27 protein-coding genes and 1 tRNA gene are annotated in these 25,948 nt (G+C 61.9%); 10 read left to right on the forward strand and 18 right to left on the reverse strand.

Annotated elements, in window-relative coordinates; genetic code table 11:
* Positions 1-11: 11 nt before the first annotated feature.
* The 3 genes from FBY03_RS01380 to FBY03_RS01390 all read right to left on the reverse strand — a co-directional run bounded on the left by FBY03_RS01380 (position 12) and on the right by FBY03_RS01390 (position 4,695).
* Positions 12-1,757, reverse strand: coding sequence for a hydantoinase B/oxoprolinase family protein (locus FBY03_RS01380; protein WP_147170400.1), 1,746 nt, complete (start codon positions 1,755-1,757; stop codon positions 12-14).
* Positions 1,758-2,008: 251 nt separating this feature from the next.
* Entirely contained in the window at positions 2,009-3,187 is a 1,179-nt protein-coding gene (locus FBY03_RS01385) for a porin (RefSeq protein ID WP_147170401.1), read from the reverse strand.
* A gap of 146 nt (positions 3,188-3,333) precedes the next feature.
* Entirely contained in the window at positions 3,334-4,695 is a 1,362-nt protein-coding gene (locus tag FBY03_RS01390) for a cytosine permease (RefSeq protein WP_147170402.1), read from the reverse strand.
* Positions 4,696-4,942: 247 nt separating this feature from the next.
* On the opposite strand from FBY03_RS01390, the gene FBY03_RS01395 reads away from it, so the two are divergent.
* Positions 4,943-5,251, forward strand: a complete 309-nt coding sequence (locus tag FBY03_RS01395) for a hypothetical protein (protein ID WP_147170403.1) — start codon at positions 4,943-4,945, stop codon at positions 5,249-5,251.
* A 101-nt stretch (positions 5,252-5,352) separates the two neighbouring features.
* Here FBY03_RS01395 and FBY03_RS01400 read toward each other — a convergent pair.
* Together FBY03_RS01400 and FBY03_RS01405 are read right to left on the reverse strand one after the other, a co-directional pair.
* Positions 5,353-5,428, reverse strand: a tRNA-Thr gene (locus FBY03_RS01400).
* Between the two features lie 138 nt (positions 5,429-5,566).
* Positions 5,567-6,409, reverse strand: coding sequence for a S1 RNA-binding domain-containing protein (locus FBY03_RS01405; RefSeq protein ID WP_147170404.1), 843 nt, complete (start codon positions 6,407-6,409; stop codon positions 5,567-5,569).
* 313 nt (positions 6,410-6,722) lie between these two features.
* Here FBY03_RS01405 and FBY03_RS01410 point away from each other — a divergent pair, with 313 nt between their 5' ends.
* Positions 6,723-6,911, forward strand: a complete 189-nt coding sequence (locus FBY03_RS01410) for a hypothetical protein (protein ID WP_025165310.1) — start codon at positions 6,723-6,725, stop codon at positions 6,909-6,911.
* A gap of 223 nt (positions 6,912-7,134) precedes the next feature.
* On the forward strand, positions 7,135-9,348 hold the full coding sequence (locus FBY03_RS01415) for an LTA synthase family protein (RefSeq protein ID WP_256677819.1): 2,214 nt from the start codon (positions 7,135-7,137) through the stop codon (positions 9,346-9,348).
* A gap of 65 nt (positions 9,349-9,413) precedes the next feature.
* On the opposite strand, the gene FBY03_RS01420 is transcribed toward FBY03_RS01415, so the two are convergent.
* Together FBY03_RS01420 and FBY03_RS01425 are read right to left on the reverse strand one after the other, a co-directional pair.
* Positions 9,414-10,550, reverse strand: coding sequence for a PQQ-dependent sugar dehydrogenase (locus FBY03_RS01420; RefSeq protein WP_147170406.1), 1,137 nt, complete (start codon positions 10,548-10,550; stop codon positions 9,414-9,416).
* A 144-nt stretch (positions 10,551-10,694) separates the two neighbouring features.
* Entirely contained in the window at positions 10,695-11,417 is a 723-nt protein-coding gene (locus tag FBY03_RS01425) for an ABC transporter substrate-binding protein (protein ID WP_256677820.1), read from the reverse strand.
* Positions 11,418-11,585: 168 nt separating this feature from the next.
* Here FBY03_RS01425 and FBY03_RS01430 point away from each other — a divergent pair, with 168 nt between their 5' ends.
* Positions 11,586-12,566 (forward strand): zinc-dependent alcohol dehydrogenase family protein, encoded by a 981-nt coding sequence (locus tag FBY03_RS01430; RefSeq protein ID WP_147170407.1) that lies wholly within the window; start codon positions 11,586-11,588, stop codon positions 12,564-12,566.
* Positions 12,567-12,789: 223 nt separating this feature from the next.
* Here FBY03_RS01430 and FBY03_RS01435 read toward each other — a convergent pair whose 3' ends face one another.
* Positions 12,790-14,148, reverse strand: coding sequence for a DEAD/DEAH box helicase (locus FBY03_RS01435; protein WP_147170408.1), 1,359 nt, complete (start codon positions 14,146-14,148; stop codon positions 12,790-12,792).
* Positions 14,149-14,324: 176 nt separating this feature from the next.
* Between FBY03_RS01435 and FBY03_RS01440 the strand changes: the two genes are divergently transcribed.
* Complete coding sequence (locus FBY03_RS01440; protein ID WP_147170409.1) at positions 14,325-14,741, forward strand: anti-virulence regulator CigR family protein; 417 nt, start codon at positions 14,325-14,327, stop codon at positions 14,739-14,741.
* A gap of 95 nt (positions 14,742-14,836) precedes the next feature.
* Here the strand turns inward: FBY03_RS01440 and rarD are convergent, their stop codons facing one another.
* From rarD to FBY03_RS01460, 4 genes are all read right to left on the reverse strand, one after another.
* On the reverse strand, positions 14,837-15,727 hold the full coding sequence (rarD, locus tag FBY03_RS01445; protein ID WP_147170410.1) for an EamA family transporter RarD: 891 nt from the start codon (positions 15,725-15,727) through the stop codon (positions 14,837-14,839).
* Positions 15,727-16,599 carry a carboxylate/amino acid/amine transporter gene (locus tag FBY03_RS01450; RefSeq protein ID WP_147170411.1) on the reverse strand — a complete coding sequence of 291 codons (873 nt, stop codon included), beginning with the start codon at positions 16,597-16,599 and terminating at the stop codon, positions 15,727-15,729. The genes rarD and FBY03_RS01450 overlap by 1 nt, the downstream gene beginning before the upstream one ends.
* A gap of 235 nt (positions 16,600-16,834) precedes the next feature.
* Entirely contained in the window at positions 16,835-17,434 is a 600-nt protein-coding gene (locus FBY03_RS01455; protein WP_147170412.1) for an FMN-dependent NADH-azoreductase, read from the reverse strand.
* 169 nt (positions 17,435-17,603) lie between these two features.
* On the reverse strand, positions 17,604-17,918 hold the full coding sequence (locus FBY03_RS01460) for a 3-phosphoglycerate kinase (RefSeq protein ID WP_147170413.1): 315 nt from the start codon (positions 17,916-17,918) through the stop codon (positions 17,604-17,606).
* Between the two features lie 93 nt (positions 17,919-18,011).
* Between FBY03_RS01460 and FBY03_RS01465 the strand changes: the two genes are divergently transcribed.
* The 3 genes from FBY03_RS01465 to FBY03_RS01475 are packed head-to-tail and all read left to right on the forward strand — an operon-like array spanning position 18,012 to position 20,324.
* Positions 18,012-18,938 (forward strand): LysR family transcriptional regulator, encoded by a 927-nt coding sequence (locus tag FBY03_RS01465; RefSeq protein WP_147170414.1) that lies wholly within the window; start codon positions 18,012-18,014, stop codon positions 18,936-18,938.
* A gap of 13 nt (positions 18,939-18,951) precedes the next feature.
* The gene (locus FBY03_RS01470; protein WP_147170415.1) at positions 18,952-19,767 is read left to right on the forward strand and encodes an alpha/beta fold hydrolase; all 816 of its coding nucleotides are present in this window, start codon (positions 18,952-18,954) and stop codon (positions 19,765-19,767) included.
* Between the two features lie 2 nt (positions 19,768-19,769).
* Positions 19,770-20,324: a peptidylprolyl isomerase gene (locus tag FBY03_RS01475; RefSeq protein ID WP_147170416.1), complete on the forward strand. Its 555-nt coding sequence runs from the start codon at positions 19,770-19,772 to the stop codon at positions 20,322-20,324.
* A 207-nt stretch (positions 20,325-20,531) separates the two neighbouring features.
* Here FBY03_RS01475 and FBY03_RS23015 read toward each other — a convergent pair whose 3' ends face one another.
* Positions 20,532-20,708: a hypothetical protein gene (locus tag FBY03_RS23015; protein WP_178090522.1), complete on the reverse strand. Its 177-nt coding sequence runs from the start codon at positions 20,706-20,708 to the stop codon at positions 20,532-20,534.
* Positions 20,709-20,989: 281 nt separating this feature from the next.
* Here FBY03_RS23015 and FBY03_RS01480 point away from each other — a divergent pair, with 281 nt between their 5' ends.
* A complete protein-coding gene (locus tag FBY03_RS01480; protein WP_147170417.1) occupies positions 20,990-22,822 on the forward strand; it encodes an ABC transporter ATP-binding protein in 1,833 nt (610 codons plus the stop codon).
* Positions 22,823-22,886: 64 nt separating this feature from the next.
* Positions 22,887-23,162 (forward strand): DUF2790 domain-containing protein, encoded by a 276-nt coding sequence (locus FBY03_RS01485; protein WP_147170418.1) that lies wholly within the window; start codon positions 22,887-22,889, stop codon positions 23,160-23,162.
* On the opposite strand, the gene FBY03_RS01490 is transcribed toward FBY03_RS01485, so the two are convergent.
* The 5 genes from FBY03_RS01490 to FBY03_RS01500 all read right to left on the reverse strand — a co-directional run bounded on the left by FBY03_RS01490 (position 23,163) and on the right by FBY03_RS01500 (position 25,814).
* Positions 23,163-24,287: a GNAT family N-acetyltransferase gene (locus tag FBY03_RS01490; RefSeq protein ID WP_147170419.1), complete on the reverse strand. Its 1,125-nt coding sequence runs from the start codon at positions 24,285-24,287 to the stop codon at positions 23,163-23,165.
* 163 nt (positions 24,288-24,450) lie between these two features.
* The gene (ccoM, locus tag FBY03_RS23395) at positions 24,451-24,567 is read right to left on the reverse strand and encodes a cytochrome c oxidase subunit CcoM (RefSeq protein WP_306102461.1); all 117 of its coding nucleotides are present in this window, start codon (positions 24,565-24,567) and stop codon (positions 24,451-24,453) included.
* A 151-nt stretch (positions 24,568-24,718) separates the two neighbouring features.
* A complete protein-coding gene (locus tag FBY03_RS23020) occupies positions 24,719-24,880 on the reverse strand; it encodes a hypothetical protein (RefSeq protein ID WP_178090523.1) in 162 nt (53 codons plus the stop codon).
* Positions 24,877-25,479, reverse strand: a complete 603-nt coding sequence (locus tag FBY03_RS01495; protein ID WP_371920736.1) for an alpha-ketoglutarate-dependent dioxygenase AlkB — start codon at positions 25,477-25,479, stop codon at positions 24,877-24,879. The genes FBY03_RS23020 and FBY03_RS01495 overlap by 4 nt, the downstream gene beginning before the upstream one ends.
* Before the next feature lie 38 nt (positions 25,480-25,517).
* The gene (locus FBY03_RS01500; protein WP_147170421.1) at positions 25,518-25,814 is read right to left on the reverse strand and encodes an aspartate-semialdehyde dehydrogenase; all 297 of its coding nucleotides are present in this window, start codon (positions 25,812-25,814) and stop codon (positions 25,518-25,520) included.
* Positions 25,815-25,948: the final 134 nt, after the last annotated feature.

Here is a 25,948-nt window from a genome sequence, read left to right on the forward strand (position 1 = left end):
TGGGGCTGTGCTTAATGCGCGGCGCGGTTGGCGTGGGTGGCGGCTTCATCTAGTTGGCCGTTGCCGTCGATCACTACGCCGTATTCCAGGCGCGCGCCGTCGACCGAGACCAGGCCGTTGCGCACATCGGCCAGTACCGCGGCCAGCGGACGACGCAGTGGGTCGCCATAACCGCCACCGCCCGGGTTGACGTTGATTACGCGCTCGCCTGGTTGTGCGGTCAGCAGAGTGTTCTGGATGTAATGGTCTTCCTCGCCGTCGGCATGCCGATGGATCAGGCGGCCGAGCTTGGGTTCGAGCAGGACATTCTTCGCCCCCGCCGCACCGGCTGTGGGCAGCTGCCGGCCCTCGCCGAAACCGATCACGGTCATGGCGTGCTCGAGCGGTTCGAGCTCCAGGCGAGTGCCGGAACCACCGCGGAATTCGCCGGCGCCACCGCTGTCGGCCATCAGGCTGTAGCGATGGATCAGCACCGGATAGGAGTACTCCAGCAGCTCGATATCGCCGGACATCAGCGCGCCGAAGCAGCACAGCGGGCCGCAGGCTGGCCAGCCGTCCATGGCCTTGTTGGCGCCGGCGCCAGAGATGATCGAGGCCAGCACCATGGTCACGTATTCGTCGTTGTTGTTGCGTGGGTCGCGCCCGGCGATGTTAATCCCGCTGGCATGTCCCCAGGAGGCGGTCACCCGCTCCGGAGCGGCCTGCTCCAGGGCCAGGCGTACGGCGTCTGCGAGGGTTTCCATCGGTGTGGTGGTGCTGTTGACGTGCGGCGCCGGCTCCTGGGCGTTGCACAGCGTGCCGGGTGGACCGAGGTCGACGCTGACGCAGCGATACAGGCCTTCGTTGTAGGGCGGTGGCACCTGGGCGAACATCATCAGCCCGAGGTAGACCCCGGAGATCGAGTTGCCCGCGTAGGAGTTGATGAAGTAAGGCACCTGCGGCGGGCTCTCGATCAGTACGTGCGCCTCGTCGCCGCGAATTTCCACCTGGGCGGTGATCGACAGCTCTCCCAGGCCATGACCGGAGTCTTCGAGAATTGCGGTGCCGCTATAGAAACCGTCTGGCACGTCACGCAGCAGGGCACGCATATGGCGGTCGGCCATATCCTTCAGCTCGGTAATGCAGGCGCGCACCTGGTCGACGCCGTAGCGATCGAGCAGCTCGATCAGGTGGCGTTCGCCCACGCTGCAGGCGCCGTACTGGGCATTCAGATCGCCTTCCTGGTAGGCGCGGGCACGCATGTTGGTCAGCAGCAGGTTGATCACGTCTTCCCGGCGCTGGCCCTGGGCCCACAACTTGACCGGCGGAATGCGCAGACCCTCGGCGTAGATTTCCTTGGCGTCCGGGTTGTAGCCGGCCGGCACCGGGCCGCCGATGTCAGTCAGGTGGCCCTTGCAGACCGCCCAGAACACCAGTTCGCCCTTGTAGAACACCGGTTTGTACATGCAGCAGTCGAGGATATGACTACCCATGTAGGCCGGGTCGTTGTGGTAGATGACGTCGCCTTCGGCAATGTCATCGCCGAAGAAGCCGGCCACGCATTTCATCGCGGGAATCAGCGAGCCCAGGTGAATCGGGATGTCCTGCCCTTGCAGGATCATTTCCGGCAAGTGGTCGAAGAGCGCGTTGGAGTAGTCATGGGCGAGGTTGAACACGCTTGAACGGCTGGTCTTCTCCAGCGTCAGGGTCATTTCTCGCTGGGCGGTTTCGAGCGCGCCGCGCACGACTGCCAGGGTGATCGGATCTACTGTGTTCATGGGTCACCAGAAATCTTGTTTTTATCCGGGGGGGCCGTGACGAATGTCTTGCCCACGTCACTAAAACTACGCGCGGGCCTGGCGGCTGGCTTGTCGCAGAACGCACCGTTTTTTGGCTTGGGGTGTACTGTTTCTATTGCTGTGGCGAGGCGGGATCCAGTGCCCGGAGGACGGATCGCGGCGCATAAAAAACGCCAGCACAGGGCTGGCGAAAACAGGAGCGAGAGTGGTTGCTGGCGCCGCTTATGGCCTCAGAAGTAGTAACCGATGTTGGTGTACAACTGGTTTTCCCAGCGATTGCTACCGCCGGCGCCCAGGCTCTGGGTGTAGCTACTGCCGCCGATATAGGGATCGTTCTTGCCATGCAGCCACTCGACGGCGATCCACAGGTCTTTCAGCGAGAACGAGGTGCCGAGGATGAAGCGCTGGGAGTCCTCGAAGCTGGACTCATCCTTGTCGAACAGGCTGTAGTTGCCGTAGACCTTGGCCCCGGAGAGCCAGCCGAGTGTGCCGGCAATGTCGTAGCTGAGGTCGGCAACATACAGATTGCCCTTGGCCGCGACGTTGAAGGTGCCGTCGAAGCTGCCGAAGCTGACCAGCTTGTCGCTGCCGGGGTTTTTCGGGGTCATGAGCTGGCGAGTGGCTTGCAGCTGCACGCCCCAGGGGCCGTTCTTGCCCAGGTAGTGGGCCGCCAGGGCATTGCGCCGACCGCTGTCGCGGCTGTCCTGGTTGTGCAGCGTCGAGGTCAATGCCGAGGCGCCGATCTCCGACTGCCAGTTGCCGAGCTTGAGGTTGCGGGCCAGGCGTCCGACCAGGATGTCGCGCTCATGGTTGTCGCTGCCGTCGACGACGTAGTCGTCGGCCGTGGCGACACTGGTTGCATAGGTCCGCCCACCGCGGCTGGTGCCTTGGCCCTGATCGGCCGGGCGCAGGTAGTAACCGAGTTGGAGATTCCAGTCATCCTGCTGCTGGATGTATTTGACCCCCAGGTTCGCAATGTCTTCCAGGCCGATCACGCTGCCCAGGGTCTCGAAGAAGGTACTGCCGGCATAAGGCAGCAGGCCGAAGGGAATCTTGTTCAGGCCGACCTGGACCTGACGCGATTCATCGAACTTGTAGCCGATCCAGGCATATTCGGCGAAGGAGATGTCGCCGATCCTGTCGGTGTAGTCGAAGGGGTAGGCCTTGCCATAGAAACGGTATTTGGCCGCGCCGATCCAGCTGTCGGAGTTGTAGGTCGCGGCGAGGAAGGCGGTATCGAAGCTGAGCTTCTCGATATCCCGGTCGGGGTCGTAGTCGATGCGCGCGCGCACGGCGCCGCCTATGTCCAGGTTGTCATTGATAGCCACCGCGCCGGCGGGTAGCGCGAGCGATGCCAGCAATGGCAGTAATGTCAGCGTGGGTAGTGGGTGCAGGTTGATCAGGCTCATGGATGGGCTCTTTGGCATTATTAGTCTTGTTTTCAGCCGCGCGGCACCCAGCCACGGCAGTGCCGGGGCTTGTGCTGGATCGGGTGGGTGGCTGCGGCGAGTTGCCAGAGCCGACTGCATCGGCCCGGCGGACAGGGGTGTTGATTTCAGGTGCAGCTGGCGCGAACAAACCAGCTGCGTTTGGCGCTGTTGAGCAGCAGCCAGTAGCTGCCGAACGCGCTGACAAAGGTCACCGGCGCCGAGAAGGTCGCCAGCGTTGCGCCGCCGAAGTTCAGCAGCACTATCCCCAGGCCTGCGGCGAAGAACCAGGCGGTCAAACCGCACGGGTTGAAGGCGTTGACTCGCTCGAGGGCGAACTCGACCTTGCCCTCGAACAACTGCGAGTACTTCGGCGAGCAGATATGCGCCAGGGCGATCGCCACCCAGGCGACCACGAAGATGCTCTGGTACGCCAAGGCCTGCAGGATGTAACTGAACACGTTGAGCAGCATCAGCAGGTAGACCAGTGCGCCGACCACGATGGCCCAAACCATATAGGGAACCTTGTCCAGGCCAAAGCGGCCGAAGAACGCGTGCATATTGCTGGCCGCCATGAAGAAGTTGGCGGTGTTGATACGGGTCTGGCTGACCCAGACGAATAGCAGCCCCCAGATGCCCATCAGCTCGACGATGGCGAGCACCACCGAGACTTCCGACAGACCGCCCTGGGTGGGGATGGTGGCGGCGAGGAAGATCCCGACCAGGCCGTTGATCAGGAAGGTGAATATATAGAAGGGCAGGCCGAAGTTGAATTTGGCGTGGTAGCCGGCATCCTGCTTACGGCCGAAGCGGGCGTAGTCCCAGGTGTACATCATGAGAATCCAGACGCCCATGAAGTAGGTGAAACAGTCCCACCAGCCGTTGCTCACCGGCCCGCTCTCAGGCCCCATTTCCAGCCAGGCGGAGCTGTAGCCGTATTCGCCGACGGCCATCACCACCACCGCGACCAGACCCATCAGGTAGAGCGGCAGCAGCACACCATTGAGCTTGTCCAGCCAGTTTTGCACGCTGCCGAATACCAGCGGCACGCTGTACAGCACCACTAGCAGATACGCCTGATTGAGCGTCAGGGCGGATACATAGTTGTGGATGGCGATGGCGATCACCGAGCCTTCGAACACGCTGTAGTAGATAGCGGTGGCGAAGAAGATCAGGGTGGCCAGTGCAGCGCCGGTGCGTCCGAACAGCACGCGGGAGAACAGCGCGACCGACAACCCGGTCTTGATGGCGTAGCGGGCAACAACGCCGTTGATGGCCGCATAGGTTACGACAGACAACAGTAAGCCGATGATGGCATTCATCGTGCCGAAACTCATTGCCAGGGTGGCGGATACCACCAGCCAGAACATGGCGCTGCAGATGGCCCACCAGGCCATGGTCAGTGAGCCTTTGCTCATGCGCTGTGCGTCGGGCACCTCGATGGCGGTGTAGTCGATGCTATCGCCTTGTCTTTTGATGTTTCCGGCCATGACTTTCTCTTTGTTGTTGTTTGAGAGAGTCATGATGGTAAGTGTGGCGAGCCGGCGAAGAATTGACGCTGATCGCCCTCTCTTTTGTCATTTAGTGCACAGGTCTTGTCTTATGGTGCGAGGGGATTACTGCGGTTTTCCGGTCCCCCTGAGCACTTCGCTACGGCACTGACACTTTCGCCATTGGCATTGTTGAGCCAAGATAATGCGAGCAGACAGGACGCTGGATGAAGGCAAGGAGGGCCGTATGGGATTAGAAGATCGTGAGAGGTGGCGTGACGAGCGCCGCCAGCTCGGGCGCAAGGCTTCTTGGGATTACTTCGGTGCAGGACAGCCGCGACCTCAGGCAGAGGACGCCGGGAAGATCTCCAGTGTTGAAGATATGGACCGAGTGGAGCGGCCAACTAAGCAGCGAACGCCGCCGTCTTACCTTCACCTCCAGGCCCAAGAAACCCTCGGCGCCCGTTCGAAGGGTTCAGGGGCGTACTTCTGGCTGGCCATTGTATGCGTTGCAGTCATCCTTAACGGTCTCGCCTACCTGTACCTCACCCACTGACCAGTCCATTGCGTTCGGCTGTGGTGAGTCATGTTTGGGACACTTCGGGGACACCCCCAGAAACGACAAAAGGCTAGCTTTCGCTAACCCTTTGATTTTTATGGTGCCGTTGAGAGGAATCGAACCCCCGACCCCATCATTACGAATGACGTGCTCTACCAACTGAGCTACAACGGCGCGCAACCTGCGCATTATTCAACGGAGTCCGCGGCCGCTCAAGCGGGTTTTGCAAAGCGAGCGCACTGCGTGTGAATGCAACTCACAACCGTAAAACCCATCACAGACGACCCGGCCATACGCAGCCGGACATCCCGCTTACTCGGCGACCAACTCGATGCGCTCGTCGTGAATCACGATCCGCCCTTGTTTGTACAGCCCGCCGATGGCCTTCTTGAAGTTGCCTTTGCTGACGCTGAACAGTGCCGTGATGGCCTCTGGCGAGCTTTTATCGCCGAGGTTCAGCACCCCGTGGTGCTCACGCAGCTTCGCCAGTATCTGCTCGCTCAGGCTGCCCACTGCGCCCTGCCCCACGGCCTGCAGGCTGAGGCTGATCTTGCCGTCCGCGCGCAGTTCTTTGATAAAACCTTTTTCCTGCATGCCGCTGCGCACAAACTTGAACAGTTCGTTCTTGTGGATCAGCCCCCAGTGCTGGCCGTTGATGATCGCCTTGAACCCCATGTCGGTGGACTCGGCTATCAGCAGGTCGACTTCCTGGCCCGCCTTGTACTGGGCCGGCACCTTGTCCAGGTAGCGATCCAGGCGCGCCGTGGCGGTGATGCGCTTGCTGCGCTTATCGAGGAAGACGTGCACTACACAGTAATCACCCACCTGCAGCGGACGCTTTTCTTCCGAGTGGGGCAGTAACAGATCTTTTGGCAAACCCCAATCAAGAAATAAACCGACGCGGTTGATATCCACCACTTTCAGGCTGGCAAATCCGCCGACCTGCACTTTGGGTGTTTCCGTGGTGGCAATTAATTTGTCGTCACTGTCCAAATAAATAAAAACATTCAGCCACTCTTCCACATCGCTCGGCGTATCTTTGGGGATATAACGCTTGGGCAATAATATTTCGCCGTCCGCGCCGCCATCCAAATACAAGCCGAAGTCGGTGTGTTTCACGACCTGCAAACAATTCATTCGTCCAATTAGCGCCATGCTGCCTTACCTCGTTGCGAGACCGGCATTCTACCTGAGTTGCCGCCTGGTTTCGCGCAGTCAGTACGCCAGCACAGCCGCGCTTCAGGTGATCCGACCAGTGGAAAACCTTGCCTGGCCGAGGCTTCCAAGCAGCGTTTTCTGATGTATTGACCCTTGGCGAAACAACAGCTTATCGGCGTCCCGGATAGTTTTAAAATACTTCTGCGCGCTGCTTTCAGACCCACGCCAGCCTGCGCCCTGCGTTATTAACCAAGCAATTGTCAAGCGCTTCTGGTAGAATGCTCGGCCAGATTAATTTTTAAATAGGTTAATGGCCGCCATGCGTGTAAAAGCATCCCACAGCAAACCCAAACCGGCTCCGGCCGTTGAAACCAGCGCCTCGATCGATGCGCAAATTGCGGCCTTCTTGCAAAGCGGTGGCGAAATTCAGCAGATCGCCAAGGGTGTCAGCGGCCAGGTCTACGGCACCACCAAGCAGATCACCATCGGCAAGAAATAACCAACCGCACCGCCTCTGAGCGCTTTGCTCGCCTCGACAAAGCGCTAGGCCCCTCGCCTCACCCCCTTATCTCCCTCCTGCGCCACCCATCAACATTTTTTGGCAATTTGCCAACGCCCACTAGCGGCTAGCACGCGCATGTTTCAGAATCATGTCAGACCGTCTTTTTCGGCGGGTTCGGCAGCGTCGGCGACACATTCTGGCGCTCGCTTCAGGAGTTTTAGTGCGCCCTTTCAGTCATTGGCGGCAACATCCCGTTAGCGTTCTGCTGACGTTAGGCTTCCTATTTATCGTGATTCCTCTGGCCAGCCGCTACGGGCTGGGCTGGTCGCACCCATTCGGCTATTTATCCGACCTGGCCATTGGATGCCTGCTAGTGGTGCTGCTGCATCAGCGTTCAGTATGGCTGAGCGTGCCATTGATACTAATCTGGTGCGTCTTCACCCTGGGTACCGCCGAACTGGTCACGGCGGTCGGGCGCATGCCGACAGCGACGGACCTGCACTACCTCACCGACACACAGTTTCTTCGCCACTCGACGCAAGGCAGCGGGTTGAGCCATCCGCTCCTGGCCTTGGCCCTGGCCGGCAATGTGGTGATCTTCCTGCTGCTGCGTTGGCGGCTGAAAACCAGCCCTCGGCGCACGCTCTCCCAGGCCTGGTTACTGCTGCCTCTGGGGTTGCTCGCCACTCATACCCTCTATCAATACCGCAGCCCCAGTGAGACTGAGCAATGGCTGCAGTTCAACCTGCCGCATAAGCTGCTGGCCGAAGGCCTGAATGCCAGCCAGTCACGCGTAGAGGACTGGCTGGACGACGGCACCCCCGACAGCCCAGCGGATATTGCCGGGCTCGTGCAGCTCGATCTCGATGGCAGCCCACTGCTCAGTCAGCCCGGCAGCGCGCGCAATGTCTTGATCATCACTCTGGAAGGCATTCCGGGTGCCTATATCGCAGCCAGCCGTAAGGCCATCCACAGCAGTTATCGACAAGCGCCGATGCCGCGACTCAGTCAATGGGCCGAGCGCGGCATGCTCACTCCGGACTACGTGCTGCATGGCCACCAAACCATTCGCGGTCTCTACGCCATGCTCTGTGGCGATTACAACAAACTCGATTCCGGCACACCGAAGGGCGTCGAGTTGCTGAATAACCCACAACGCAGCCAGCAGTGCCTGCCCGCGCAACTACGTGAGCACGGCTTCAGCACCCACTATCTGCAAGGCGCCGGTCTGCGCTTCATGGCCAAGGACCAGATCATGCCGCGCATGGGCTTCGATACGACCCTGGGGCGCGACTGGTTCAAGAACCCGCCGTACCAGGAATTCCCCTGGGGTATGGACGACAAAGCCTTCTTCGAAGGCGCTTTAGGCTATGTGCAGCAGCTACGCAGCAAGCAACAACCGTGGATGCTCACCTTGCTGACCGTGGGCACGCACCAGCCCTACTCGGCCCCCACCGGTTACCTTGAGCGTTTTCCGAACGCCAAGCAGGCGGCGATAGCCTACCTGGACGATGCCGTGGCGGACTTCCTCGTCGCCCTGGAACAGCAAGGCGTACTCAAGGACACCCTGATCATCGTCACCTCGGACGAGTCCCACGGCCTGGAAAACGTGCGCCTGGCCTCGGCCTGGGGCTTCAATCTGCTGCTGGCGCCGGAACAGACCCAGCTGCCGCGCCTCAAGCGCGGGGTCTATGGGCACGTTGACCTGACCGCCTCGGTGCTCGATTATTTTGCCTTGCCAATACCGAGCAACCTCAGTGGGCGCTCGTTATTGCGTGACTATGCCCACGGACGGGAAATCATCTCCTACACCAACGGCCTGCTGCGTCTGCATGACGGCAAAGGCACGCTGACCGAGTGCGACTTCCAACACATCTGCCGCCGTTATGCCAGCCAGGGCTTCATTGCCGACAGCGCCCGTTATCTCGGCCGCCTGACCGGCAAACCCGCACGGCTGATCGACCAGCGTGCAGCCTTGCTCGATCAATCCTTGCGCAACAACCAAGGGGAGCAGCGTTATCAATTCGCCAACAGCCAACAGATAGTCCTGAAGCCCACAGCAGGCGATGACTGGGCGGACAACCTGGTCGGTGCGCAATACCTGGAGCTGCCGAAAGGCAGTCAAACCACCGTCAACCTCAAGGTCCGCGCCGTGCGCATGGACTCAAACGGCGCCCGACTACAGCTGAAAACCAAGGAGTTCGACCGTGAGGTGATCCTGCCGGTGCCCGAACTACCACTGCTCACACTCGACCACCCGATTGCGCTGAGTTTTACCTTCAACAACCTCGACACACGCAAGGCCTTCTCCTTCCACCTGCTCGGCCAAGGTCGAGGCACCATCGAAATCACCGACTTCAGCGTGGTCAGCGAAGCCGTGACAGATGAACTGCTGTCGTCCAAGGTCGGCGTGGTCAAGCCCAAAAAGCACTGAGTGCTGAATCTGCGGCCACCTCGCAGGCATCAGCTGCACACGAATCACTCGATTACAGAGGCGCGTTACTGCGCCTGCAAACTCAGGCGCAATAACTGGCCATCGGCCGCATCGGTCAGCACATACAGGTAACCATCGGGCCCCTGGCGGACATCCCGAATGCGCGCACCGAGTTCTTCCAGCAAGCGCTCCTCGTGCACGACTTGATCGCCGCTCAACTCCAGCCGAATCAGCGCCTGCCCGGCCAATGCACCGATAAACAGATTGTGCTGCCAGCCCGCAAAGCGTTGGGCAGCGTAAAAGGCCATGCCGCTGATCGCCGGGGACTTCGCCCAGACGTAGTGCGGCGGCTCGGTCCCGGCGACCGTCTTGCCCTGCGCTTCGGGGATCGGCAAAAGCGAATAGTTCACCCCGTGAGTGGCGATCGGCCAACCATAGTTCTTGCCGGCTTGCGGGATATTGATCTCATCGCCGCCACGCGGGCCGTGTTCGTGAGTCCACAGCTGCCCGGTCCAGGGATTGAGCGCCGCGCCCTGCGGGTTACGGTGGCCATAGGACCAGATCTCCGTACGCACGCCTCGTCGCCCGACAAAGGGGTTGTCGCTCGGCACTCGGCCGTCCGGGTGCAGGCGAACCACCTTGCCTTGTAACTTGCCGAGGTCTTGCGCGGTCGGTCGCTGGTTGTTTTCACCCAAAGTGATAAACAGGTAACCGTCACGGTCGAACACCAGGCGCGAACCGAAATGCTCGCCACTGGAAAGTTTCGGCTGCTGCCGGAAGATCACCTCGAAGCCGTCCAGTCGGCTGTTATCCACCGACAACCTGCCCCGCCCCACTGCCGTGCCGGCATATTGACCGTCGCCGCCCTCGGCGTAGGAGAGGTAGACCCAGCGGTCCTGGGCAAACTCGGGCGACAAAGCCACATCGAGCAATCCACCCTGACCGTTGGCATAGACCCTCGGCACACCACCGATAGGGGCGGACAGTGCGCCCCGCAGGCTGACCAGACGCAAACGACCGGGCCGCTCGGTGACCAACAGGCCTTGCCGATCCGGCAGAAAAGCCAGGCCCCAGGGGTGTTCCAGCCCCGAAAGCAAAACGGTGACCTGCACCACACCTCGCTCGCTGGGGTATTCCGCAGCCTGTGCCGCGGTCAGTAACACGACCAGGCTCAAGGCCGAGACACAGCGTTTCAGCGACATGCTTTTCTCCTACGGGAAGTCGCCCTGGCTTGCCGCTTCCCGACCCGATGATCGTGCACTAAGGCCAGCCTGCACCCACTCACGCCACGTGTTCAACGTGCGAGCCTGGGACTGCAAACATCCAGGCTCAGGCAGCTGTACCAGTCAATACATCGCGTAATTGCGTTCGATGGCACGGTACTCGCCGCTCGCACGAATCGCGGCAAGTCCTCGGTCGAACAGCTTGCGCGGCCCCTCCTGTGCGAAGCCCACCTGATAGGGCGTCGGCGGGAACACCGAATACTCGGCGAGCGGCTGGCTGACATCGACCTGATCCAGCACTTCACGGTTGAAGTAACGGAAAATGCGCATATCGGCAACCACCACATCGATCCGCCCGCTGTAGAGCAGACGATTGCGCGCGATCTGCCGGGCCTCTTCGTGGTAACGCGGATTGCTCTCGGCCATACGCTGGAATTCGTTACCGAGTAAAAAGCGCGCACGCTGAAAGGCGCTGACCGAGTATTGGCCCAGGTCGGCAATCCGCTGGATGTGGTAGTGCCGCACCCGCAGGGCGATCGCAACATTCTGGTAGTAGATATAGGGTTCGGAATAGAAGGCGCTGATACCGCTCTGGGTATTGGTTGAGGCAATACCGTCGATTTCCCCCCGACGCAGCATCAAGTGCAGACGTTCCATCGGCGCATAGCGGACCTCAACGGTAAAACCGGCGCGCTGCGCGGCGGCAACCACTATCTCGTACTCCAGCCCTCTGGCCTCGCCTTCGAACACGTAGGGAGGTTTATTGCTGCCGAAGCCCAAGCGCAGCGGCTCTGCCACTGCCATCAAACTGAGCCAGAACAGGCCGAGCCCCCATAACCATTGCATCTCATGCCCTTTTGTCTGCCAACAGCGCATGCCCAGGCTAACCGCTGAAGGTGCCAGCGAACCAGCACCGCGCGTTATCACCGGCGACGATAGCGCGCAATTCGCCCACTGTCGGATACTACGATCTAGACTGATTGCCACCTGTTTAGTGCCCCTGGGAGAACCTTCATGCTCAAAGCCGAATACCAACAACGCGGCCCGGTGCCGCAAGATGTGATCGCTGCGGTCGAGTTACAGCTGCCGCCGCTGGCCGCTGGCCAGGTGCGCATCAAGGTGCTGGCCGCGCCCATCAACCCATCCGACGTGCTCACCCTGACCGGCGAGTACGGCATACTGCCGCCCCTGCCGGCAATCGGTGGCAATGAGGGTGTCGGCCGTGTCGAAGAACTGGGACCGGATGTCAGCACGCTGAAGGTCGGCCAGATGGTGTTGTTGCCGGTCGGCTGCGGTACCTGGGTCACTCACCTGAATGCCTCGGCCCATAAGCTGATTCCACTGCCGGAGGCCGACCCACAGCAGTTGGCGATGATGACCGTCAACCCGCCGACCGCCTCCCTGCTGCTCAGCGAGTTCGTCGCCCTCAAGCCAGGCGACTGGGTGATCCAGAATGCCGCCAACTCCGGCGTCGGCAGCTACCTGATCCAGCTGGCCAAACTGCGCGGGTTCAAAACCATCAACGTGGTACGCCGCGAATCCGCAGTGGCGGGAGTCACCGCCGAAGGCGGCGATGTGGTGCTGGTGGATGGTCCGGACCTGGCCAAACGTGTGCGCGAGGCCACCGCTGGCGCGCCGGTGCTGCTGGGCATCGATGCAGTGGGCGGCACGGCCACGGACCACCTCGCCGCGAGCCTGGGCGACGGCGGCATTCTGGTTAACTACGGGATGATGAGTCGGCAACCCTGCCAGGTGTCGCCGGCGTCTTTCGTGTTCCGCGGCGTCACCCTGAAGGGCTTCTGGCTGGCCAAGTGGTTCCAGAACGCCAGCCAGGCCGAGCAGATGAAGGTATTTGGCGAACTGACCCAACTGATCGCCAGCGGCAAGCTGCAGACCCGCGTGGCCGCGACCTTCGACGTCAGCCAGATCAAGCAAGCGGTTGCCGCAGCCGCTGGCGGCGAGCGCAATGGCAAGATACTGATAGTGCCGAAGTAATCGCCGGCAGATTAGCCAGTCACCCGTCGGCGCCTCACGCGGCCGGCGGGTACCGGGACACTAACCAGACCTACCCCCGGATACAGTTCGGGAAAACCCTCGCCCCCGGCCCTGCTTCCCGGATTGCATCCGGGGCCATGCCCGGGCCAAGCACCACCAGGTCGGCTACATTCGAGCTGCGCATCGCTCAACCTCCACCGACCTTCGTCACTAACCGGGCTGCTTACTCCGCCGCCGGCTTGCGGCGCTTGAGCGGCGCCAAACCGTCCTGACTGACCAGTACCGGGGCATCAGCCTTGGGTTTGTTGACCGTATTACGCTTGGCCGGCGCCTTGGCGGCCACCTTCTTCACCGCGCCCTTCTTGGCGGTCTTGCCGTCGGCAGTTTTTTTCTTCTTCGCCCCCACCGCCTTGCCGGAGGCCTTGAGATTTTTCGGCCCCTGGTAGATGCCCAGCACATCCTTGATGTTGCGGCGTTCGAAGCGCTGCTTGAGGTAGCGCTCAATGCTCGACATCAGGTTCCAGTCGTTGTGGCAGATCAGCGAAATCGCCAAACCTTCGCCACCGGCGCGACCGGTACGGCCGATGCGGTGCACGTATTCATCGCCCGAGCGCGGCATGTCGAAGTTGATCACCAGGTCCAGGCCGTCGACGTCCAGACCACGGGCCGCCACGTCGGTGGCCACCAGAATCTTCACTGCGCCCTGCTTGAGGCGGTCGATGGCCAGCTTGCGGTCCTTCTGATCCTTCTCGCCGTGCAGCACGAATGCCTTGAACTCATGGGCGACCAGCTTGCCATACAGGCGATCGGCCTGAACCCGGGTGTTGGTGAAGATGATCGCCTTGTCATAGGTCTCGTTGGCCAACAGCCACTCGACCAAACGCTCTTTGTGGTAATTGTGGTCGGCGGTGATGATCTGCTGGCGGGTGCCCTCGTTGAGCTGACTGACGGCGTTAAGCTGCAGGTGCTGCGGCTCTTTGAGTACCTTGCCGACCATCTCGCGCAACCCTGCACCGCCACTGGTGGCGGAGAACAGCAGGGTCTGGCGTTCTGGGCTGCTGCAGAGGTCGGCCAGGCGCTGCACATTCTCGGCAAAGCCCATGTCGAGCATGCGGTCGGCCTCATCGAGCACCAGCACTTCGACCTCATCCAGCGGCAAGTTGCCGGCGTTGGCGTGTTCGATCAGGCGCCCCGGCGTGCCGATCAGGATGTCCACCCGACGCAGCATGGCCGCCTGCTGCTTGAAGTCCTCGCCGCCGGTGATCAGGCCGGCCTTGATGAAGGTGAACTGGGCGAAACGCTCGACTTCCTTGAGGGTCTGTTGCGCCAACTCGCGGGTCGGCAGCAGGATCACCGCGCGCAGGCTCATACGGGGTTGGGCCGCACCGTCACCGAGCAGACGATTGAGCATGGGCAACACGAAGGCGGCCGTCTTGCCACTACCCGTCTGTGCGATCACCCTTAAATCGCGTCCCTGCAATGCCAGCGGAATAGCTGCCACCTGCACCGGGGTGGGCTCGACAAAGTTCAGCTCAGCCACGGCTTTAAGCAGGCGTTCATGCAGGGCGAATTGAGAAAACACGGGGGTTAACCTCGACGAAAAAACGGAAATCAGCTGCATAGCCTAACGGTTTCCCGCGCTGCGGCCGAATTTCTTTGTGGATACCCGCACAACATCGCGCTGTAGGGCCTTGAACCAACGCCCCTATGCGCGCTCCAATCAACCATCATAACGGCCCATTCGGCCCTGGAGATTGCATGATCCGTTCATCTCGTACCCTGCTGATCGGTAGCGGCCTGGCCATGCTGCTGGCCGCACAAAGCACCCTGGCCGCGCCGAAACACGACAACGCCGGCAAGCATGGCTCAGGTCATAACGGCGAGGCCGGCATCCACCTGCAAGGTCCGTCTATCGATATTGGCCGCGTACGCATCATCCTCGGCGACAACCGCCACCTGATCGGCCCGAGCAGTTCGCTGCCGCCAGGCATCGCCAAGAACCTCGCCCGCGGTAAGCCGCTGCCGCCCGGCATCGCCAAAAACTTCGACACCCGCCTGCTCGGCCAACTGCCGCGTTATGACGGCTACGAGTGGAAACAGATTGGCACCGACGTGGTACTGGTGGCGATTGCCACCGGAGTGATCTACGAAATACTGAGAAACGTACTGGACTGATCAGTCCAGGGCAGCATCGGCCCGGGTATCGAGCACCACTCGCTCGGCCAGATCGGCAGGCACTGCCACCCAGGCAATTATCCTACCCACAGGCATCAGCGACGCATCTGCTTAATCAGCAGGCGCGCGCTGTCCCAGCCGACCAGCACCACCGCCAACCAGATCGGCAGATACGTCAGCCATTGCGCCGGGTCGAAATGCTCGCCGAGAAACAGCAACGCAACCGCGAATAGCAGTACCGGCTCGACGTAACTGAGAATACCGAACAACCCCAACGGCAGCAGACGACTGGAGGCCATCATCGTGGCGAACGCCAGTGCGCTGAGCAGGCCCAGCCCCGGCAACAGCCACCACAGCTGCGGGGCCAGAGTGAAGACGTCCTCTAGGCCCCAGCCGATGATCAGCCAGATCGCTATCGGCGCCATCATCAGCATTTCCAGGACGAAGCCGGACAAGGCATCCAGGCGCATCCAACGACGCAGCATGAAATACGGCGGATAGCCCAGGGCGGCCACCAGGGTGACCCAGGAAAACGCCTGGGTACGCCACAGTTCATGCAGCACACCGACCGCCGCACAGGCCACCGCCAACTGTTGCAGCGGGCGCAAATACTCGCCATAGAACAGCCGGCCGACCAGCACCATGGCCAAGGGCAGCAGAAAGTAGCCCAGCGACACATCCAGCATGCGGCCGGCCAAGGGCGCCCAGACGAACAAGGCCCACTGGATACCCATCAGAAACGCTGCCAACGGCAAGGCGGCCAGCAATAACGGCTCATGTCGCAGGCGCACGAAGGCCGCCGCCAACACCGTCCATTGTCGCGACAGGGCGACCAGCAGCAACACCGCCGGAATCGACCACAGCACGCGCTGAGCGAACACCTGCACACCGTCCAGCGGCGCCAGTTGCTGCACATAGCCGGGTACCAGGGCAAACAAGACCGAGGCGATTACCGACAAGGCCACGCCACGTCCAGATAGAGTCATCACGCCACCTTCATAGCAGGCCGCTGCCTGCTACTGCGCCGAATCAGCAGCAGCGACACGCCGATCACCGCCCCGCCCAGGCTCAGGCGCAGTAGGTCGGCATCACGGTTCCACAGCAGCAAGTTGACCAGCAAGCCAGCCGGCACCAGCGCGTTATTCATCACCGCCAGGGTGCCGCCATCGACCAGACTGGCGCCCTTGTTCCACCAGTAAAGACCAAGCCCGGAAGCCGCCAGCGCGAGCCAGACCAACACACTCCACTGCAGCGTCGTGGCGGGCAGCTTGCTGGCGTTGCCGAACAACAGGAACGCGGGCAATGCAATAGCCAACGCGCCCAGGTAGAAGTAGCCGAAGCGTCGGTACTGCGGGACATCCGCAGGGTGCCGCGCCAGCAGGTGCTTGTAGCCCACCTGGCCGGCGGCAAAGGTGAAGTTGGCGAGTTGCAGCAGCGCAAACCCCAGGTAGAAGTCTGCGCTGATCTGCTCGTAGCGAATCACCGCCGCCCCCGCCACCGCGACCAGCGCGGCGAGCAGGGCCCAGGGGTTGAAGCGACGATTGCAGGCGTCCTCGATCAAGGTCACGTGCAGCGGGGTGAGAACAGTGAACAACAGCACCTCCGGCACCGTCAGCACACTGAAGCTCAGGTACAGGCAGACGTAGGTGACGCCGAACTGCAGCGCACCGATCAGCAACATGCCACGAATGAAGCCTGGCGCCACGCCGCGCCAACGGGTCAGCGGCAGAAACACCAGCCCCGCGATGACCACGCGCGTCAGCACGGCAAAGTAGCTGTCCACCTGGCCGGCCAGGTATTCGCCGATCAGGCTGAAGGAGAAGGCCCATAGCAGGGTCACGAACACTAGATAACGCATGGCCACCTCGCAGAAAACCGGCGACCTTAGCCTGTTAATGCTGGCGTGGCCAATGCCTTGTGCGATGCAGGCAGCGCCGCGCTCGCGAACTGCCGGAGGGTTAAGCATTGAAAAATCGCCCGTCTGCTTGCGACGCCACATAAAAAAGCCCAGCCGCCCCATTTAAGAGGGTCGACTGGGCATGTGCGCGCCCAGGAGCGGGGGGCGCGAAGGAAGTCGCTGTACTACTTAAACATTAGGCCACTTGAGCCAGCTGCGCCTTGGCCTCGGCCAAGCCTTTTTCCAGGAACTCACCGCCCAGGTTGAGGCCCTCGGCATGGATGAAGCTGACATCGTGAATCCCGATAAAGCCCAAGGCCTGACGCAGGTAGGGTTCCTGATGATCCATGCTGCCGCCGGCATAGATACCGCCACGCGCGGTCAGCACGAAGGCGCGCTTACCACTGAGCAAGCCCTGCGGACCGCTTGCGGTGTACTGGAAAGTCACGCCGGCACGCAGCACATGGTCCAACCAGGCCTTCAGGGTGCTGGGAATGGTGAAGTTGTACATCGGCGCGGCCAGCACCAGCACGTCGGCGGCCAGCACTTCATCGGTGAGCGTGTTGGAAAGCGCCAGCGCGGCCTGCTCCGCGTCGCTCTGCTGTTCGGCCGGGGTCATCCAGCCACCCAGCAGGTTGGCATCCAGGTGCGGTACCTGATTGACCGCCAAGTCACGCACGCTGATTCGATCGGCCGGGTGAGCCGCTTGCCAGTGGGCAATGAACTGCTCGGTGAGTTGGCGGGAAACCGAACCCTGCTGGCGGGCACTGCTTTCGATTACGAGGACGTTAGCCATGAATTTTGCTCCATCGAGGGGTTAGTGAAGGTCGATGGGCAGAGAATAGGAGCATCAATATCGATTAAAAAGCGCAATTAATCGCCTATAAACATCAACAAAGTTGATTTGTAGGTGATCCCACACTAGGCTCAATGCTGCTACCAACATCGAGCATCGCCGGGCCCGCTTACTTGACACCACAGGTCAACTGAACACGCAGCTTGATGATGCTGCGGGCGAACTTGACCGTCATGTTGCTGCTCTCTCCTGCTGCCAGCAGCACCTTGCGGGTACGCGGCACTTCGGGGCCATTGCGAAACACCGCCTTACAGTGTGCAGCGGTCTGGCCGTAGTTGTAGAGCAGCACAGCGCCCATGTTGTGGTCGATTTCCTGAGTGGTGACCGACACCTCGGCGCCATTGAGTTGTTTCTCCACCTCGATCGGGTAGGCGAAAGCGGTCAGCGGCAACAGGGCGATCAAAGCACAACAGAATTTTTTCATGCGGCAGTCTCCAACAAAGGACTGCCAGTTTAGGGCGAGTTCGCCGCGCTGTGCACCCAGCAGCGCGATAACTCAGGTTTACAGGAGGCGGTGATGAAAGCGCCCCGCGTTACTCTCGATCAATGGCGCACCCTGCAGGCGGTGGTCGATCAGGGCGGTTTCGCCCAGGCCGCCGAGGTGCTGCACCGCTCGCAATCCTCGATCAGCTATACCGTGGCGCGCATGCAGGAACAGCTCGGCATGCCGCTGTTGCGCATCGAAGGCCGCAAGGCGGTGCTCACCGAAGCCGGCGATGTGCTGTTGCGTCGCTCGCGACAACTGGTGAAACAGGCCAGCCAGCTGGAAGACCTGGCCCATCACATGGAGCAGGGCTGGGAAGCCGAGGTGCGCCTGGTGGTCGATGCCGCCTACCCCAGCGCCCGCTTGGTCCGCGCGCTCACCGCCTTCATGCCGCAGAGCCGCGGCTGCCGGGTGCGACTGCGTGAGGAAGTGCTGTCCGGTGTCGAGGAAGTGCTCAAGGAAGGCGTCACCGACTTGGCGATCAGCGGCTTCAGTATTCCCGGTTATCTCGGCGCGGAGATGAGTTCGGTGGAGTTCATCGCCGTCGCTCACCCCGATCATCCGCTGCATCGTTTGCAACGCGAACTGAGTTTCCAGGATCTGGAAACCCAGATGCAGGTGGTGATCCGCGACTCCGGCCGGCAGCAGCCACGCGATGTCGGCTGGCTCGGCGCCGAACAGCGCTGGACGGTGGGCAGCCTGGCCACCGCCGCCACCTTCGTCGGCAGTGGCCTGGGCTTCGCCTGGCTGCCCCGGCACTTGATCGAACGCGAACTGCATGATGGCCTGCTCAAGCCACTGCCGCTGGATCAGGGCGGCAGCCGCAACCCGCAGTTCTACCTGTATTCGAACAAGGACAAAGCACTCGGCCCGGCCGCAGAAATCCTCGTCGAACTGATCCAGCGCTTCGATGCCGCACCGCTGAATGCCGCCTTCGCAGCGCCCCAGCCCCCCGCCTGAGAGGAAGTTGCCCATGTCCTATTTCGATAACGACGGTTGCCAGTTGCACTACGAAGAATACGGCCACGGCGCGCCAGTCCTGTTAGTCCATGGCCTGGGCTCCAGTACCCGCGACTGGGAGTACCAGCTCCCCGAACTGGCTAAGCACTACCGGGTGATCGCCCTCGACGTGCGCGGTCATGGCCGCTCCGACAAGCCGCGCGAGCGCTACAGCATCGCCGGCTTCGCCGAGGACGTGGCGGCGCTGATCGAGCACTGCCAGCTCGGTGCGGTGCACCTGGTCGGCATCTCCATGGGCGGGATGATCGGCTTTCAGCTCGGCGTCGACCGCCCGGAATTGCTGAAGAGCCTATGTATCGTCAACAGCGGACCGGAAGTGAAGGCGAAAAGCCCACGCGACTACCTGGAAATCGCCAAGCGCTGGAGTCTGTCGCGCCTGCTCAGCCTGAAGACCATCGCCAAGGCCCTGGGTAAGCTGCTGTTTCCCAAACCCGAACAGGCCGAGCTGCGGCAGAAGATCGAAGATCGCTGGCCACAAAACGACAAACGCGCCTACCTCGCCAGTCTCGACGCGATTATCGGTTGGGGCGTACGGGAACGTCTGGCGCGCATCACCTGTCCTACTCTGGTGGTCAGCGCCGACCGCGATTACACCCCCGTGGCGCAGAAGGCCGCTTACGTCAAGGAGCTGCCCAATGCACGGTTGCTGGTGATCGAAGATTCGCGTCACGCCACACCACTGGATCAACCGCAGTGTTTCAATAGCCACCTGTTGGCCTTCCTCGCCGAAGTCGAACAGGCCGCACCCACTCCCTCTAAGGACCACTAAGCATGTTGAAGAAACTCGCCCTCGCCGCCTGCTCCCTGCTGTTTGCCGCCAGCCTGCTGGCTGCGGAGAACCCGAAAGTGTTGCTGACCACCAGTCTCGGCGAAATCGAAATCGAACTGGCCGCCGACAAAGCACCGATCAGCGTAGAGAACTTCCTCGCTTACGTGGACAGCGGCTATTACGCGGGCACCCAGTTCCACCGGGTGATCCCTGGCTTCATGGTCCAGGGCGGCGGCTTCGACGCCGACCTGCAGCAGAAACAGACCCGCGCACCGATCAAGAACGAAGCCGACAACGGCCTGCACAACGTCCGCGGCACCCTGGCCATGGCCCGTACCCAGGTTCGCGACTCGGCCACCAGCCAGTTCTTCATCAACCACAAGGACAATGCCTTCCTCGACCATGGCAGCCGTGACTTCGGTTATGCCGTGTTCGGCAAGGTGGTGCGCGGCATGGAAGTGGTCGACCAGATTGCCCAGGTACCTACCGGCAACCGCGCAGGCCAACAGGATGTGCCGAACAAGCCGGTCTTGATTCTCGAAGCCAAGCGCCTATAACCAGAGGGCGGCGCACGAAGGCCGCCCTCTGTACAGCCACCATCGCGTAACCGCCGCCAAGGCCCTGCAACGCGCAGCGTCTGACCAACGTCCCGCCCTCGCGGCGGCCTGCTCGGCCCGCACGCACCTCGCGCCTTGGGGGCTATGCCGCCAGCGCCCCGGCTTCACGCCGAGGAACCGACAGCACACACTCGGCAGGATTACCACTTACTGCTCGTACTCATCCTCGGCCGGGGCAGGCTCAGTTGGCATGGGCTCCGCCGGCGCGGGAGCCTGCTGCTCCTGTACCGGTGGCGCCGGTGGAACACTAGGCTGTTCCGGTTCCTTGTCGCACCCCACCAACGCCAGGGCGAAAACCGCGGGTAACAGAAGTAAAATATTCATGTCTGACCTCCATCACTAATGGCTATCCGAACTCGGGCAGGCAGGTTTAGCCGCCCCTCGCTCTTATGGACCTGTATCAGGCGCATGAGTGCCGTAAAGGCCGACAGGGCTCAGCCGCTCAACCCTGGCCGCACGAGTCACACCCCCAGTCGATGATCGACAGCAGATACCTGCGCCCCCCAGGTACGGCCTTAACGCTGCGGCATTGCCCGGCGGTCGAGCGCCTGCGGGTTAAGGGATAGAATCAGGTTCTTCTCCCTGACTTGGGCAGGATGCCTGACATGCTGTTTCGCCGCTTCGAAGCCCTGCTCGACGTATTCAAAGCCAGCCCCGACCATGAGCCGCCGCAAGGTGTCCTGCCGTTCTACGCCCATTATCGGCGCCAGGCCTGGCCGCTGCTGATCGCCGTACTGGTGGTCGGGTTCTTCGCCGCGCTGATCGAAGTGGCGCTGTTCAGCTTTCTCGGCCGACTGATCGACATGACCCAGGCCACGCCGAGTAGCGCCTTCTTCAGCCAGTACCGGGGCGAACTGCTGTGGATGCTGCTGGTCGCGATGATCCTGCGCCCGGTGGTCTTCGGCCTGCACGACCTGTTGGCCAACCAGGCGATCACCCCCAACCTGACCAATCTGGTGCGCTGGCAGAACCACCGTTATGTGCTCAAACAGAGCCTGAGTTTCTTCCAGAATGACTTCGCCGGACGCATCGCCCAACGCATCATGCAGACCGGCCCGGCCCTGCGCGACTCGGCCCTGCAGGTGGTCGATGCGCTCTGGCACGTGCTGGTCTACGCCGGCAGCGCGCTCTACCTGTTCGCCGAGGCCGACCTGCGCCTGATGCTGCCGTTGCTGCTGTGGATTGTCGGCTACTGCCTGCTGCTGCGGCACTTCGTGCCGCTGATCAAGCAGCGTTCGGCCACCGCCTCGGCGGCGCGCTCCACGTTGATGGGCCGGGTGGTGGACGGCTACACCAACATCATGACCCTGAAGCTGTTCGCCCACACCCGCGAGGAGGAAGGCTACGCCCGCACCGCCATGCAGGACCTGCTCGACAAGGTGCGCCTGCAGACCCGCACCGTCACCGCCCTGGATTTCAGCGTCACCTGCCTCAACGGCCTGCTGATCGGCAGCACTGGCACTCTGGCCCTGTGGCTGTGGAGCCAGGGGCTGATCAGCACCGGCGCCATCGCCCTGGCCATTGGCCTGGTGATCCGCATCAACAACATGGCCGAGTGGATCATGTGGGTGGTCAACGGCATCTTCGAAAACGTCGGCACCGTGCAGGACGGCATGCAGACTATCGTCCAGCCCTGTCACCTGCTCGACCAGACAGGTGCCCAACCGCTCGTGGTGCAGCGCGGCGCCGTGCACTTCGCCGCCATCCACTTCCACTACGGCAAGCCCTCCGGGGTGATCGACGGTCTCGACCTGCAGGTGCATCCCGGCGAGAAAATCGGTCTGGTCGGTCCATCGGGGGCGGGCAAGTCGACCCTGGTCAGCCTGCTGCTACGCCTGTATGACCTGCAGGCCGGGCGCATTCTGATCGACGACCAGGACATCGCCGCAGTGACTCAGGAAAGCCTGCGCGAGCAGATCGGCGTGGTCACCCAGGACTGCTCGCTGCTGCACCGTTCGATTCGCGACAACCTGCGCTACGGCAAGCCCGACGCCAGCGAGGCGGAGCTGCGCGCGGCCGTGCGCAAGTCGCGCGCCGATAGCTTCATCGCCCAACTGGACGACAACCAGGGCGGCCGCGGCTTCGACGCCAAGGTCGGCGAACGCGGGGTCAAACTCTCCGGTGGACAGCGCCAGCGCATCGCCATCGCTCGCGTGCTGCTGAAAGACGCGCCGATCCTGGTGCTCGACGAAGCCACCTCGGCGCTGGACTCAGAGGTCGAGGCGGCGATCCAGGAGAGCCTGGATACCTTGATGCAGGGCAAAACCGTGATTGCCATCGCCCACCGCCTGTCGACCATCGCGCGCATGGACCGCCTGGTGGTGATCGATCAGGGCCGCATCGTCGAAAGCGGCACGCACAGCCAGCTGATCGCCCACGGCGGTCTCTACGCCCGTCTCTGGCAACACCAGACAGGGGGTTTCGTCGGAGTGGAGTGAACTTTCCCGTCATCGAGGGTCACATGAAGTCCTTGTAAGCAGACTCCAGCAGAGGAACAGCCATATGAAATTGGCCTCAGTTGTCAGCGCCGTGATTTCCAGTCTCGCGCCCGGTGTATTTGCCCAGGATGGCCTGCAAGACCGTAGCGTGGGAATTCCCGCGGTGAACTACCACTACGGGATGAAAGTCGATGTACAGAAGGTGCTGCAACGCACCGACACCTCCCAGCACAAAGGCGTGGTACCGGTGACCCTGGTCTATGAAGACAGTAAAGGGGCGGTGCACAAGATCCGTTTCCTCGAATGGGGCGGCAGCGGCGACTCCAGCAAATTCACCTGATCAGAGCTGTCGATAGGGGAGCAGGCTGCGCGCCTCCTCGGCGTAGCCCTGCACCCCCACTCGCTCCTGCTCGAGAAAATTCGCCACCGCCGCGCGCAAGCCGGGATGGCAGAGGTAATGCCAGGAGTGGGTGATCACCGGTTCGAAGCCACGGATCAACTTGTGCTCGCCCTGGGCACCGGCATCGAAGCGCTGCAACCCCTGAGCGATGGCATAGTCCATGCCTTGGTAGAAACAGGTCTCGAAGTGCAGGCGGTCGAACTCCGCCAGGCAGCCCCAATAGCGGCCGTATAAACTGCCGGCGCCGGTCAGGCTGAAGGCCATCGCCACCGGCTGCGCGCCCCGACGCGCCAACACCACGCGGATGGCCTCGGGCATGCGCTCGGCCAACAGGCTGAAGAACGTCCGGGTCAGATAGGGTGCTTGGCCACGCACCTGATAGGTATTGGCGTAACACAGGTAGACGAAATCCCACTCGACCTCGCTGAGCTGATGCCCCTCGCGCCAGTCGAACTCGATGCCCTGCCCCGCCACCTGCTCGCGCTCCTTGCGAATCTGTTTGCGCTTGCGTGAACTCAGGCCGTCGAGGAAATCCTGAAAGTCCCGGTAGTCGCGGTTGCGCCAGTGGAACTGGCAGCCGAGTCGTTCCAGCCAACCCTCGCGCCCCCGCAGCAGGACATCGGCGGCCGCATCGGTAAAATTGATATGCAGGCTGGATAAGCCTTGAGACTCCAACTGCGCGGTGAGCTCATCGAGCAACTGCGTCGCTGCGGCCGGGGCACCGAGCAAGCGCGGGCCGCCCACCGGCGAGAAGGGAATGGCGCCGAGCAGCTTGGGGTAATAGCCGATCCCGGCGCGCAGGCAGGCGTCGGCCCAGCCATGATCGAACACGTACTCGCCGTAGGAGTGGTTTTTCACGTACGCCGGCAGCGCCGCCAACGGCTGCCCCTGGGCATCGAGCAACACCTGATGCGCCGCCTGCCAACCGCTGCGCCCACCGACGCTGGTGCTGTCTTCCAGAGCAGAGAGAAAGGCATGGCGGAGAAAGGGCTGCGGCGCAGGCAGCAGACCATCCCAGGTCGCGGCGGCGAGTTCGCTCAAGCGGTGCAGGCTGTAAACGGGCATCCCAGGTATCCGCAGTCACTGAATAGGCAGAGGCAATCAGCCTGCACTATATCGCTAATGGCGACCACGCCAGAGGGCTACAGGCTGGAGGCATTCCTGGCGCACAAAAAAAGGGGCGACCTAAGTCGCCCGAATTGCCTTGCGTGCCCATTGCCGGAGGGATTCAGTGCGTCTTGCGCTTGTGCGAATCCTTCCAGATGAAATAACCGACGCCGGCGAAGAACGCGACCATCAGGCCGACGGTGCCGATACCGGCGAGAACCACCACATCGATAAACATGCTTGCCTCCTGCACCAGTCCTTGCTGGGAATGACTGCAAGGTACGTGGCGGCGCGGCAACGGGCATTGATCTGGATCAATACAGTCGCGCTTGCCGTCGGACGGGGACGCCCGGCGAACGATTCACGGCGTCCACGGACGCCGGGCAGGCTCAGCGTTTTTTCGGTTTGCTTTTCGACTTTTTCTTGCCCGAGGGTAGCGGCAGCGCCTGTTCGAAGGCCTGGCGCATCTCGTTGAGCTTCTTGTCGCGCAGGTCGTGGATACGCTTGTCGCGTTCGGCGCCGAAGTCGATCAGTTTGTCGTCATTGCTCATGCTGGAGACCGGATTAAGCGAAATGTCAGGTTCAGGCGCGGCGCACAGGGGGTGCGCGTCTTCGCCACTTGGTGCTGCCAATAATGCTGCGTCGACCCGCGCATGACCAGCAGCGAGCCATGATTAAGCGCTAAGGAGTGCTCGATGCGCGACTGCCCTGTGCGCCGCAGATCGAAACGCCGGGTGCCGCCGAGACTGAGCGAAACCACCACCGGATCACTGCCCAGCTCGGCTTCGTCGTCGCTGTGCCAGCCCATGGAGTCTTGCCCGTCGCGGTAGTAGTTGAGCAATACGCCGTTCAGCGGCTGCCCGGCGGCTTCGACCACCCGCGCGCGTATCCCTTGCAGCAACGGCGTCCAGGGCAGCGGCCGATGGGTTTGACCGGAGTAACAATAACTGGCCTCGGCATCGCCGTACCAGGCGAGCAGACGCGGCACCGGACAGACGCGGCCATATAGCCGCACCTGGGGCTGCTGCCAGGGGGTTTCATCGAGTAACTGCTTGAGCCACAGGTCCGCCGTCGCGTCATCCAGCCAGTCCGACTGATAGTCGAGCTCGGCATGCGCCAGGTACAACTCGCTGTCATTGAAAAGATTCACAGGCATCTCGGCACTGCAGAGGAACGGGGCCCAGGCATTCAGACCTCCACATCCACCCACACACCTTGCCGGGGCAACTCGTCGAGCGCCGCCTCATCGGCCTCGTCCACTTCGCCCGCCGCCAGTTGCTCGGGGGTGTAACCGCGGCGCTGACGCCGCCGCTGCTCTTCGCGCAACAGCGCCTCGGCATCCTGTGGATGACGTTTATCCAGGTTCAGGGCACTCTCCTTGGCGCTCGCCTGAACCGGCGTCACCGGCGCAATGTCCGGCCTGGGCTTGATCACGTCCTGCTGGGCAGTGACCGGCACCAGGCTGTGCGGAATGGGTGGTAGCACGTTATTAGGCCTCCCCTTTGGTCAGTCTGTCGGCCAGGCAAACGCCGACTTGAGGCAGCCTCGCTACACTTTTGACTGAAGTTGGCTCGCTAAGTGCCATTGCGTCTTTGGTCTTGGCGTGACGTTCCGTTACC

Origin of the sequence: Pseudomonas sp. SJZ079 (assembly GCF_007993865.1) — a bacterium.
Classification (GTDB): Bacteria; Pseudomonadota; Gammaproteobacteria; order Pseudomonadales; family Pseudomonadaceae; genus Aquipseudomonas.